We start from the raw sequence: 12491 nt of genomic DNA on the forward strand, positions 1-12491 counted from the left end.
GATGGCTTTCCACGATTGCGACGTTGGAGAAGCAGACATCCTGGAAGTGCAGTCCGTCTCGGATATGTTTTCCGCTTTCAAGACCCCGGCGGCAGATGCCGTGAAGCTGATCGGCGGAGACGATATCGCAGTATTCTCGCCCCAGTTGGGCCTCATGGTCGTGACCTCGCAATACGATCTCGAGGAGCCGGCCACAACGAGCCAGACGGTCATCTTGAGATTGGCCGATGCTGAGTGCACGTGGCCCGATCCGCCCGAATATATATCGGACATCGTTTTCGAGTGCCGTTGGCCGTCCGGCGCAAATCTCGTCACGGAGTTCCAGACCTTCTCCGACGAGAATGCCACGCCCTCGCCATCCCTCAAGCATTACCGCAAGCGTTTCTCCGAAGGCGGAATCTGCACGGTCTTCTCCGAATGTGATGAAGCGTACCTGCTCGATCTAAAGGGCAAACGGGATGCCTCACGGGTAGATAACCAGGACAGGATTCCCATTGCCAGGAAACACCCGGCAGCCGATACGGCGAGCCCCGCAGTCCTGGAGATCGAGCCCGGCGAGATCTGCGCACCGTATATCGTCGCCAAGCAGGCGACGGTCGCGGCGAAGCACGGGGCACGTACCGATGAAGGCGGAGGCCGCAGCGCGAGGATGAAAGGCGGATCTCTCTAGGGTCCCGCCTTTCGGTTCGAGTACCGCGTCCTGCACGACGGGGAACAGAACTCGCGCCTCTTCCCCTTGGTTTTAACCAAGATGCCGTTTCCGCAATTTTTGCACGTCGTGGGGACACAGCCGTATCGGTAGAAGATAGCCCCGAACATCGCAGCCGCCGTCGAGTGGAAACTGTATCTGGGTGCCGGCTCGTCGTCGAAGATGGAAGGCGCGTTCACAGACCATCCGAGCAGATCGCCGTCCTTCGTCGTCAGCCCCGCCAACATCTCGGCAACGGACTCCACGAAGGCAACCGCCTCTTCCCTTTGGGAGCCGCCGTCGTCGATGCCCAGATACAGCTTGGTCCTCTCGATCTCCGGCTTCCAGCCGATGTCAAAGAACGGCGCGGCGGCGCCGTCCCGCGCGGCCATCAGGATCGCATTGGGAACCGAGCCGAAAAGATCTCCGTTTCCTTTGGGTCTTAGATCGAGGAAGCGCGTCTCGAGAGGGTCGGCGACCATATAGGCAAAGACGTTGCCAAACCGCCTCGTCGAGTAGTTGAGGGTCATGTCGATAGACGGGGCGTGCTTGAAGGGCAAGACCCAGCAGGAACCCATGAGCTTTCCGGCGATTTGACGGCGGCGCATTTCGTCGAAATGCCTGAAACCGCTTCTCTCGAGAACGTCATCGTGCCCGGCGGCGATGTTCGCCATCAGCCTCAGCACCAACGACCCGAGGTTTCGGCACAGCACGATATCCTCCAGGGGTTCGACCACGACGGCGCACCCAGGATCGGCCTCCCTCCACTTTTTCAGCTCGGCGAGCCCGCCAGATTCGATGAGGCCGTGCCTTTTCATGTCGCGCGAGACGGAGGCCCGGGACGGATAAAGCGAAGATGCGCTGCCCGTCGCAGACGTCCCCTCAAGGCACAATTGAAGGAAAAGAGACTTCTCGCTGCAACGTCCGAAGCCGTGTTCCCCGTTAACGGACTCTTCGACGATCTCGATGGCATCGGAGATGGAAAGCCTTCTGCTCTCCTCTCTATAGATACTGCGGTCGATGAGCGGTTCCGATTCCGAGATGGCCGAGACAAGCTCGTCGAGCGTGCCCCAGCGAAGCAGGCGTTCGGCTAGCTCGAAGTCCATGGGTTTCGTCGTTGGTGCCGGATTGCCGGATCCGACCACCTCGAGCAGTGAATGGAAGCCGGTGCTCCGATTCCTTGCGATGAATACGCTTCTGGTCATTTACCAAACAGCTCCAATCGAGATAGCCGCTGTCGATATTCGCAATCGTACCCACGAATAAAAGGCAATTTCAGTTCCGCAGTTACTTCTTGCCAACGTCAATCGTTAACTTCACGATACCCGGGCCGGCGCTTCCCGTTCGGGAAAGCGCGTTGGCGCGCTCAATCCATGGGGTTACGGTGTCTGGGATAACGCACAACCGACCAAGAAGGCGAGGCACCGATGGCGCGCCGCTCCCGCAAGACGCTTCAGGCAGAAGGGCAGCTCTCCCTTTTCGCCATGACCGACGACTTTCTGTTCGCCGTCACTGAAAACACGGAGAATGTCGTTGACAAAGCCGCCGAGTCGCGGTCTTATGTAAACCAAATCGCGGGCGAGCCGCCCGCCGACGCATCTCGGAAGGGAGACGAAGATGGCCGTCCTGAAACAACCGTACACCGGGATCCGCGGCATGAGGTACCAGTTCATGCTGGACAACCTGCCGGAGAAGGTAGCCGAGCTGAAGGCGTCCGGGGAGACGGAATCCTATCTCGAGCAGATCGAGACGGCGTACCGCAACAGGATCAGCGAGCTCACGCCGGGCTGCATGAAGTCGTGCGGGGCGACGACGGAACTCCGCTCGAACGACCTGCCGAGCTTCATCAAGAAGGCGAACTCCGCCGAGGCGATGGCGACCGAGATCGCTATCAAGGAAATCATCGAGGCCATGTAGAGACTTCCGGGGCCGAGACCCCGACGGCTATCGATGAGCCCGCCGCGGCAGAAGCCGCGGAACCCATCGATCCCGCCGCCGGCGTTGACTCGCAGTGCGCGAGCAACCCCATCACGCGAGCCAGGAAGAACCTGGCGGCCCTGGAGGCGCTTGCCGCCGCCGAGGAGCGAGGCCGCGCCACCGCCGGGGAGATCGCCGCCATGGAGGCCTATTCCGGCTGGGGCGGCGCCCAGAAGGCCTTCTCCGAGAAGGCCGAGGGCGAGTGGGGCGAGATCCGCGACAGGCTCAAGGAACTGCTCAGCGACGACGAGTTCGCATCCCAGCGCCATACCGTCCTCACCGCGTTCTACACGCCGGCGTCCGTGATCGGTGCCATCTACGACGCGCTGCGTGAGGCCGGCATCGGCCAGGGCGACACGCCCGCGGCGATCCTCGAGCCGGGCTGCGGCACCGGCAACTTCATGCGTCTCGCGCCGGCCGACCTCGCCCTGGACTTCCACGGCGTGGAGCTCGACCCGATCTCGGCGCGCATCGCGCAGGCGCTCTGCCCCGAGGCCCACATCACCGCGGCCGGCCTCGAGGAGTGCCGGGTCTCCCCCGCATCCTTCGACGCCGCCATCGGCAACGTGCCCTACAGCGGCGATATCAAGATCGACGGCATGCCGATCCACGACTACTTCATCAAGAAGAGCGTCGAGGCGGTGCGCCCCGGCGGCATCGTCGCGGTGCTCACCAGCCGCTACACGCTCGACAAGAACTCGACCGCGACCCGCCGCGCCCTGGCCGAGCATGCCGAGCTCCTGGGCGCGGTGCGCCTGCCGGCCGAGACGTTCAAGCGCCAGGCGGGAACCGAGGCGCTGAGCGACATCCTGCTGCTGCGCCGCCGCCCCGAGCCCATCGCGCTTGCCGGGGACGAGCTTCCCGAGTGGGTCGAGACCTCGCCCTTCGAGGACACCGTCAACATCAGCCGATACTTCAACGAGCATCCCGGCCGCGCCGTCGGCGACATGTCGATCGTCAGCGGGCCCATGGGGCCCACGCTCGGCGTCAGCTTCAAGGGCGGCGCCGACGCCCTCGGCGTGCGCGTCTCCGACCTGCTGCGCGACAGCGTCGACCAGGGCGGCGCAGTCGAGATGGCCGCGGCGCAGGAGCACGCCGGAATCTCGGTCACGCCGACCGAGCCCACGAAGTTCGAGTTCTCCGTCGCCGCGGACGGCACGATCTGGTACGGCACGGAAGACGCCGTGGAGCCCTTCACCCCCGGCGGCGGCAAGACCGGCCCCGAGCGCGCCCGCGCCATGCTATCGCTGCGCGACGGCGCCCGCGCGCTTCTCGCCCTCGAGCGCGACCCCGCCGCGGACGATGACGAGGTCCAGGAGGCGATCGCCAAGCTGTCCGCCGAATACGACTCGTTCTTCGAGCGCTTCGGCCGCATCAACTCCAAGAAGAATCTCGCCGTGTTCCCCTCCAAGGGGTTCACGGACCACTCGCTGGCACTCAATCTCCTGAGCCTCGAGAAGGTGGACTCCGACGGCAACGTGACCGACAAGGCCGATATCCTCAAGAAGCGCCTCGTCACCCCCGAGGCGCCCACGCCCGAGCACGTCGGCAACCCGTCGGACGCGCTCGCCGTCACGATCGACGCGCGCGGCGGGGTCGATATCGACTTCCTCGCCGACCTCATGGAGACCGACATCCCGACCGCCCTCGAGCGCCTGGGCGACCTTGTGGTCGCCGACCCCGACGACCCGTCGCACATCATGACCGCCGACGAGTACCTTTCCGGCGACGTGGGCGGCAAGCTCGAGCACGTCCGCGAGCTGTTGGAGGCCGAGCGCGGGCGCGCCGAGCGCCAGACCCGTCAGGCCTGGAACGAACACCTCGGTTTCGCCGTCGACGCCGAAAACCTGACCGGCGGCGCCCACGACGCGCTCGACCAGCTGCGCAAGACCCACCTGTGGGAGAGCAGCCTGAACCCCACCACCTCGCGCTTCGCGGTGGACGGCCCTGCGCATGTCGAAGGCCTCGACCGCGGCGCCCGCCGCATCGACTGGGCCTGCTGGCCGGCACTCATCCCCCTCGCGCTCGAGGCCTACGACGGCCCGCGCCCGATCGGGCTGGCGGACTGCGACGAGCGACGCTGGAGCGTTTCCACCGGCAACCCGCTGCTCGACCAGCTCGCCCGCGGGCTGGGCAACTTCCGTTCCGGGGGCGCCGGCGGCGCGCTCGAGGCCACGCCCGCCTACGCGATCAAATACCTCGTCTGCGACAGCGGCCTTTCCGATGAGGAGCTTGGCGCCTTCCTCGCCGCCGGCGGCGCGGAGCCCTACAACGGCTCGGACTACCTCGAGGCCTTCCAATCCGTCGCCGGCGTCGAGATCGAGCGCCCCGAACGCCCGATGTACGGCGGCCCCTCGGCCAGGGAGTCGGCAATCGAGAACGGCATGCGCGTCGCGCGCGCCCTCAGGGCGGCACCGGACGCCGTCGAGTACCTGTTCCGCATCCAGCGGAAGCAGTGCTCGGATGAGTGCGTGATGAAAATCGACCTGCTCGAGCCCGCGCGCCGCACCTACTACCAGAGCAGCTGGCACGCCGCCACCCCGGCGTCGCTGTCCGAGCTCGCCACCGAGGAGGGCCTGGAGCGCTTCCGCGACCACAGGCGCCGCTTCATGGAGGCCGCCAAGCTCGCCGTCGAGCCCGCCGACGCGGACCGCGTCGCGTCGCTCGAACGCCTCGAATCGCGCCTCGAGGCCGTCCAGCCGGTCAAGCTCGTGCCCGGCCAGATCGCCTGCCAGCTCGGAAGCTCCTGGGTCCCCGCGTCGGTGATCCGCGACTTCGCGCTCGAGACCTTCCAGATCGGCTACGGCGATGCGAGCAGGGAGCGCGGCAGCCACCAGACCGCCGCCCAGGCGCGCAGCCTCGAGGTCCGCTACTCCGAGGTGTCCGGCAGGTGGAGCGTCACGTCCGCCAGCGGCGGCATGGACGAGTCGATCGCGAAGAAGTGGGGCGTGGGCTCCTACAACTGCTTCATGATCCTCACCGCCGCGCTCAACGGCGGCCTCATCCAGATCGAGAAGGACAACCCCGACTACAACCCGGCCGCGGGCAAGTCCAAGAAGAAGATCCCCGACCCGGTGGCCACGGCCGCGGCCAACGCCAAGCGCCGCGAGCTCGAGGAGGCCTTCCGCGAGTGGGTCTGGAAGGACGAGGACCGCGCGGCCATGCTCGCCGACATCTACAACCGAAAGCTCAACCGCGTCGCCCCGCGCGCGTACAGCGGCGACTACCTGTCGCTGCCGGGGATGTCGCCCGACATCCAGCTCAGGAAGCACCAGCGCGACGCCGTGGCGCGCATCATCCAGGACGGCGAGGGCACGCTGATCGCGCACACGGTCGGCGCCGGCAAGACCTTCACCGGCATCACCGCCATGCACGAGCTCAAGCGCCTTGGGCGAGCCCGCAAGCCGATGATCGTCGTGCCGAACAACCTCACCGAGCAGTGGGCCGCCGACTACCTCAAGCTCTACCCCGACGCGAAGCTCCTTGTCCTCACCGACGCGGCGGCGAAAAGCCCCGACTCGGTGCGCCGGTTCTGGGGGCAGGCCGCCGCGGGCGACTGGGACGCGGTGATCGTCGGCTTCAGCCGCTTCGAAAAGCTCCAGATGTCCTACGGGGCGCAGAAGGCGGCGCTCACGGCGCGCATCGACGAGCTCGAGGAGTCCAGGCTGCTGGAGCTTTCGGACGGCGCCGGCGAGAAGGACTTCTCGGTCAAGCAGATCGAGGGCGTGCGCGACAAGTTCAAGAGCAAGCTCGAATCGCTTGAGAAGAAAAACGCCACCAAGACGCTCGAGGGCGCGACGTTCGAGGAGATCGGCTGCGACGCGATCTTCGTCGACGAGGCCCACTACTTCAAGAACCTCGCGGTGTCGGGCGGATCGGTGCCCGGCATGCAGACCAGCGACGCGGCCAAGTGCGAGGACCTCCTGATGAAGTGCGAGTACCTGCGCGGCAACGGACGCGGCAACAACATCGTGTTCGCCACGGGCACGCCCGTCACGAACACGATGGCCGAGCTCTACAACATGCAGCGCTACCTCTCGCCGAACCTGCTGGACAGCCAGGGGGTCTCGAACTTCAGCGCGTGGGCCAAGACCTTCGGCGAGGTCACCGAGACCCTGGAGCCCAAGCCCGAGGGCGGCGGCCTTGACATCAAGCGCCGCTTCGCGAGGTTCCAGAACCTCCCCGAGCTCATGAGCTCGTTCCACTGCTACAGCGACATCATGACCGCCGACGACCTCGACCTCGACCTCCCCGAGCTCGAGAGCCACGCGGTTGCGGTCCCGGCGACGCCCGAACAGCTCGCCGAGGTCGAGGCGCTGGTGGAGCGCGGCGAGAAGGTCCACGCCGGCTGCGACCCAAGCATGGACAACATGCTCAAGATCACCGGCGACGGCAGGAAGGTCGCGCTCGACCCGAAGCTGCTCTACCTCGAGGAAGACCCCGACATGGAGCCGCTTTCCGGCGGCAAGGTCGACGAGTGCGTGCGCAACATCCTCGACATCCGCAGGCGCACCGAGGCCGAGCGCGGCGCGCAGCTCGTGTTCGTAGACTCCTCCACGCCCGCCTCCGGGCGCTGGAACATCCAGGACGACGTGCGCCGCCGCCTCATCGAGGCCGGCGTCCCCGAGTCCGAGATCGCCTGCGTGACCGACGCCAAGGGCAAGTCGAAGCAGAAGGAGGCGCTGTACGAGAAGGTGCGCAGCGGCGATATCCGCATCCTTTTGGGCTCGACCACGACGCTCGGCACCGGGACGAACGTGCAGACGCGCCTCGCCGCGATCCACGACCTCGACTGCCCGTGGCGACCGTCCGACCTCGAGCAGCGATTGGGGCGTATCGTGCGCCAGGGCAACGGCTTCGACCACGTCCACGACTTCCGCTACGTCTCGACCGGCACGTTCGACAGCTACCTGTACTCCATCGTCGAGCGCAAGCAGCGCTTCATCAGCCAGGTCTTCACGAACAAGTCGCCCGTGCGCACCATGGACGACCTGGACGAGACCGTGCTGTCGCTCGCGCAGATGAAGCAGATCGCCGAGGGCGACCCCACCGTGGCCGAGCGCATGGACGTCGAGAACAAGATCGGCCAGCTCAAGCTCATGATGGCATCGCACCTGGAGGGCCTGGCCGACGTCCAGCACAAGATCGAGACGCAGTACCGCCCGCTCGTCGAGGCGCTTACCTCCCAGCGCGACATGCTCGCCGACGACGAGATCCCGTTCGCGGAGGCGGACCTCGTCCGCCAGCAGACGCTCGGCTCCAAGGACAGCTCCCTCACCGTCGGCGGCACGCACATCGCCGACAAGGAGGAGGCCATCCGCGCGCTGCGCCGCGCCGCCTACGGCGTCCGACCCGGCTGCGAGGAGATCATCGGAACCTACCGCGGCCTTTCGGTCGTGTGCCGCCGCCAGCGCGTCCTCGACGACGACTGGCTGCCCTATATCGGCCTGGCGGTCGATGCCGCCAAGCACGTTCACATGTCGGACAGGGTCTTCCCTTCCGGAGAGAAAGGAGCATTCACCGTGCTTACCCAGATGGACCGCATCATCGCCCGGGACGCGAAGGGCCCCGCCGAGATCGAGCTGAAGCTGCGCGAAGCGCAGCACGCGCTCGCCGACGCGCAGAAGGCCGCCAGGGAGCCGTTCCCCAAGCAGGCCGAGCTCGACGAGGCCGAACAGCGCCTCGCCGTCCTCGAGCAGGAGCGCATCGAGGCGGAGGCGCAGCGCCAGCGCGAGCAGGCGCAGCGCGCCGAGGCCGAGGCCGCCGCGATCGAGGAGGGCGTCGAAGATGAGCGCGAGGCCGAGCGCGAGCACGAGCGCGCGGCCGCGGCCGACGACGTGGCCCGCGAGGCCGCCCGCGTGGCGGAGCTCCGCCGCCAAGGGCTCATCTGCGAGGACTCCGCCACGCATGATGCGGCGACGGCATCGCCCAACGGTATCGCGTCCGGCGGCCCGGACGACGTCTACGAGGCCGCGCGCCGCTCGGCGGCGGCATCCGTCCGCGAGGAGCTCGACGGCGGCGAGAAGCACAAGGCCGGCATGTAAGCCGGGGCGCTTTTAGGGTATACGCCATTAAGGACACGTCCGACAGGGGGCCGGTTTCCGGCCCCCTGTCCCCTTTGAAACCGAAAGGACACGCCATGCAGCCGCTCGAAATCGACTCCGCCGTATTCTGCGACGGCGCGCGCTACACGATCATCTCCCGCGAGAACTCCAGCATCCTGACCTGCCCCGTCACGAGCGGGGCGGGCGTATATACGCTCAACAGGGTCGAGGGGCGCGACATCGACCTCGAGCTCGACCGGCTGACGGGGCACGCCGCGTGCATCGCCGTCGACGTCCCGACCTGGTGCCGCATCGCCGGCGACCCGCTCGACGCCGTGGCCGACGCGCTGGCAGACCTGCTCTGCGAGACGCCCACGCGCTTCGAGCTCGAACGCCTCGCCGCCGCCTCGCCCGTCCTCACGGCTAACACGCCGGGAATCCCGGTGTTCCCCGCCGGGATCGCGCCGGCCGCCAACTCCTACACGCTCGCCGGGTGCTGCCGCTCCGCGCTCGTGCGCGGGCTGTCGAGCCCGGAGCTGTACCGCACCGCGCTCACCGCCGCGGGAGCGGCGATCTCGGGGGCGCGGCGTATCGCCGCGAACAGTCCCGATAGCATCGCCTCAACCGACAGCATCCTCACCGCGACGATCGGCATCGGCGGCACCGACACCGCCGAGATCGGCGCCATCTGCGCCGACGTGCTCGAGGACGGGAACCTCCTGATCGAGGGCGCCGCCTGGCCGATCTCGGAGGGCGAGGACGAGCGCGCGTTCTTCGGCTTCGAGGATACCGCCGAGGACCCGAGGAACCGCATGCGCGAGGTCCCGGCAGGGGCCGACGGGGCCAAACGGCTCGCCGACGCGGCCCTCGCCGCCTCGTGCGCCACGCTGTCGCCCAACACGGCCGACCCCTGCCTCGTGGCGCGCCTCGCCGCCGAGGCGCGCGAGCGCTCCCTGTCGCTCACCGATCCCGAGACGCAGGCGCGCGGCGCCAAGAGGGCCGCGGGATCGACCTTGCAGGGAGAGGCCGCCGGGCGCGGGCCGGCGCTCTAGGGGCGGCCCTTCCCGTTCGGGAACATGCGTTCACACGGCGGGCCAGCGTCCCTATCATCAGGGCAATATCCGCATCGCCGGCGCCTTCTGCGCGCCGGACCGCCTAAGGAGTTTCGCCATGGAACACATCGTCCTCGAATACGACGAGAACACGCGCACCGCGCTCGTCGTCGCCACGTCGGGCGGCCGCGAGCCCGTCCTGAGCGGGCACGCATCGCCCTACATCGTCGCCGACGGATACGATTTCGAGTCCCGTTCCTGGGGCGCCGGGCACTACTTCACCGATATCGCCGAGGCGAAGATCGACTACGAGCGTTCGTGCCGCCATCCATACCCGCTCGCGGAGGGCAAGCTGCGCGATGACGAGTTCTGCACGATCCGATGGTGCCGCGAGGATGTCGCGGCGGCGCTCTCGGAATACCTCGCCTACCCCATCCCTGCCACGGAGAAGAACATCGATACCGCAATCGGGCAGCTCATGGCACATGACAACTTCCAGGACCGCTCCATCGAGGACGGCTGGGAGACCATCGGCGGCATCATCGTCGAAGACGAGCTCGACTTGGGCTTATCGACCAAACAGGGCGTGGACTTCTACAGGGACGCCTTCGGGCTCTCGAACTTCACCGAGGCCGTCGTCTGGCCGAGTAGCGAGGGGGACGCCGCGTTCGTCATGACATCTGCCGTGGACAGCGAGGACGGCGACCTGGCGGTCTACAAGATCGATGCCGGCCTCATCGGGGACAGCGAGATCACCGTCGACGATATCGAGCGCCTGGGCGGCAAACGCGAGCTGTGCGTGCACAAGCACGGCTTCGACGGCATCGAGGCTATCCGTGCCTTCGCCAACCGCGTCGCGGTCGATAGGTTCGATGAGCGCTTCGGGGTCAACAACCTGTACGGCGATCTGCCCGACCTCGCGCCGACGCTGCGCAAGGTGACCGAGGACGCTCGCACGGCCGTGCAGCAGCCCCGCGACCCGCAGGCAATCGCCGCGGCCGCGCTGTCGGCAGCAGAGGGCGGCGCGAAGGGCGCCGTCGAGCTCGTCGGCAACAAGCGCTGAGGTCCATTGTCGCGGCGGGCGGTGCCTGCCGCGACGTTTTTTCGTTTGGGAGTTTCGATATGGATGGAACTATCGATTTCATCGTCCTCGAGCACGACGACGTCGCCGGGTGCGCCCTCATCGCCGGCGCCGTCGACGGGGTCGTGCCGGCCCTCGACGGGTACAACACGCCCTACGTCGTCGCCATGGGATACGACCATCCGACTCGCAACTGGGAGGACTGCACGCTATTCGACGACATCGTGAAGGCGAAACTCGCCTACGAGGGATTGCGCGGGCGGGAATACTCGCTTGACGGGGCCATGCGCCTGGACGATTCCGCCACGTCGGATATCCGCGGGTTCACCGATGCGGAGCTCGCAAACGAAATCGAGAAGGCGGGCGCGGCGATGACCGCACTCGTCGATGCCCACATGAGCCACGTCCACGGGCTCGGCGGGACCGAGGACAACAGCGCCGCATATTACGCCGCACAGAAGCGGTACTCGAACCTCCGGCTCGAGAAAGACCGCAGGCTCCACGCACCGATAAATCTCGGACAGAGGGAAAGCCCACGCGAGCCGCAAGCCATGGCCGCCGCAGCCGCCAAAGCCGCGCTGAATCGCGATGGAGCCGAGTTCGGACGAAGTTGCAAGAAACAATAGGGCCGCCACACCGCCCGCGGCAATATGATTGGAGTATCGAAATGGAGACCGTCCCGCATATCGTCCTCGAGTATGACAAGTGGAGCGATTGCGCGCTGGTCGCGTTGACCGACGACGCCCACTCGGACGTCCGAGGCGGCACCGACATGCCCTATCTCGTCACGAGCGGCTACCACCGCGGATCGCGCACCTGGGCCAGGGCAACGCCGTTCGGCGACATCACGCGCGCCAAGGTCGTCTTCGAGCACCGCGTCGGCCGCGACTACACCCCCAACGAAGGCAGGCTCCACGACGACGAGGTCATCGCCTGCCGCTGGCGCCGCGGCGATATCGCCGGGATCCTGGAGGAGTCGCTTGACTACCCTATCCCCGCGACGAAGGAGAACATCGATACCGCGATCGGGCAAATCGCGCATGTCCGGGACCGTCTCATCGAGCATGGATGGAGGGAGATCGTCGATTCCATCCGCGCGGAACGTCTCGACCTCGGTCTCGGCAGCTCCCAGGCGGATAACTTCTACAGGGGCGTATATGACGTGACCGCGCACCATAATTCGATGTTCTGGCCGTCGGGCGACGGCAATGCGTTGCATGTGTCCCATTGCCGCCTGGGAGACGGCCCCTCGTTCGGACTCACCGTCCGCACGATTCCGGCCGCGGCAATCGTCAACGAACCCGTCACCTTCGAGAAGATCGACCGACTGGGCGGGAAAATCGAGCTTTACGTGGACGGCATCGATGCGGATATCGGTAAAGTCCGTGCCTTCGCCAGCTCATCGCCCGTCGTCCGCGCTTTCGTCGACCCCCTTTGTGTCTATATCCCGGCACCTAGCGATTCGGTCAGGGAGCAAGAGCGCGACATCTCGCCCTACCTGCGCCAGATCGCGCAGCGCTGCCAGCGCATCTCGCACCCGATCGACCCTCCCGAGACGGCCGCGGCTGCGGCGCGCGCCACATTCGGCGGCGCGGCGGCGCGGCCGGCATATCGAGGGCATAAGAATCAGTAACCAGCGGCGGACGCCT

Annotated in this window: 8 protein-coding genes; 7 read left to right on the forward strand and 1 reads right to left on the reverse strand. The window is 66.8% G+C overall.

The annotated features are described in order from the left end of the window. The first annotated feature begins 1 nt into the window (after position 1). Entirely contained in the window at positions 2-670 is a 669-nt protein-coding gene (locus C1878_RS06510; RefSeq protein WP_086414897.1) for a hypothetical protein, read from the forward strand. Here the strand turns inward: C1878_RS06510 and C1878_RS06515 are convergent. Beyond that, entirely contained in the window at positions 667-1794 is a 1128-nt protein-coding gene (locus C1878_RS06515; RefSeq protein ID WP_114557712.1) for a hypothetical protein, read from the reverse strand. The two genes, C1878_RS06510 and C1878_RS06515, sit on opposite strands and share 4 nt — an antisense overlap. 511 nt (positions 1795-2305) lie before the next feature. On the opposite strand from C1878_RS06515, the gene C1878_RS06520 reads away from it, so the two are divergent. From C1878_RS06520 to C1878_RS06545, 6 genes are all read left to right on the forward strand, one after another. Then, complete coding sequence (locus C1878_RS06520; protein ID WP_086414899.1) at positions 2306-2605, forward strand: TnpV protein; 300 nt, start codon at positions 2306-2308, stop codon at positions 2603-2605. A gap of 200 nt (positions 2606-2805) precedes the next feature. Beyond that, the gene (locus C1878_RS06525) at positions 2806-8709 is read left to right on the forward strand and encodes an SNF2-related protein (RefSeq protein WP_114600851.1); all 5904 of its coding nucleotides are present in this window, start codon (positions 2806-2808) and stop codon (positions 8707-8709) included. A 95-nt stretch (positions 8710-8804) separates the two neighbouring features. Next, positions 8805-9761 (forward strand): hypothetical protein, encoded by a 957-nt coding sequence (locus C1878_RS06530; protein WP_114600852.1) that lies wholly within the window; start codon positions 8805-8807, stop codon positions 9759-9761. Positions 9762-9879: 118 nt separating this feature from the next. Beyond that, positions 9880-10824, forward strand: a complete 945-nt coding sequence (locus C1878_RS06535; protein WP_086414902.1) for a hypothetical protein — start codon at positions 9880-9882, stop codon at positions 10822-10824. A 59-nt stretch (positions 10825-10883) separates the two neighbouring features. Beyond that, positions 10884-11468, forward strand: coding sequence for a hypothetical protein (locus C1878_RS06540; protein WP_114557709.1), 585 nt, complete (start codon positions 10884-10886; stop codon positions 11466-11468). A gap of 41 nt (positions 11469-11509) precedes the next feature. After that, positions 11510-12475: a hypothetical protein gene (locus C1878_RS06545; RefSeq protein ID WP_086414904.1), complete on the forward strand. Its 966-nt coding sequence runs from the start codon at positions 11510-11512 to the stop codon at positions 12473-12475. Positions 12476-12491 lie beyond the last annotated feature (16 nt).

Origin of the sequence: Gordonibacter sp. 28C, from assembly GCF_003339845.1 — a bacterium.
Taxonomy (GTDB): Bacteria; Actinomycetota; Coriobacteriia; order Coriobacteriales; family Eggerthellaceae; genus Gordonibacter.

Bases quoted from the DNA above. Each gene is read 5' to 3' on its own strand.
- C1878_RS06540 (WP_114557709.1), top strand. From the start codon at position 10,884: ATGGATGGAACTATCGATTTCATCGTCCTCGAGCACGACGACGTCGCC.
- C1878_RS06530 (WP_114600852.1), top strand. From the start codon at position 8,805: ATGCAGCCGCTCGAAATCGACTCCGCCGTATTCTGCGACGGCGCGCGC.
- C1878_RS06535 (WP_086414902.1), top strand. From the start codon at position 9,880: ATGGAACACATCGTCCTCGAATACGACGAGAACACGCGCACCGCGCTC.
- C1878_RS06510 (WP_086414897.1), top strand. From the start codon at position 2: ATGGCTTTCCACGATTGCGACGTTGGAGAAGCAGACATCCTGGAAGTG.
- C1878_RS06515 (WP_114557712.1), bottom strand. From the start codon at position 1,794: ATGGACTTCGAGCTAGCCGAACGCCTGCTTCGCTGGGGCACGCTCGAC.
- C1878_RS06545 (WP_086414904.1), top strand. From the start codon at position 11,510: ATGGAGACCGTCCCGCATATCGTCCTCGAGTATGACAAGTGGAGCGAT.
- C1878_RS06520 (WP_086414899.1), top strand. From the start codon at position 2,306: ATGGCCGTCCTGAAACAACCGTACACCGGGATCCGCGGCATGAGGTAC.
- C1878_RS06525 (WP_114600851.1), top strand. From the start codon at position 2,806: ATGGAGGCCTATTCCGGCTGGGGCGGCGCCCAGAAGGCCTTCTCCGAG.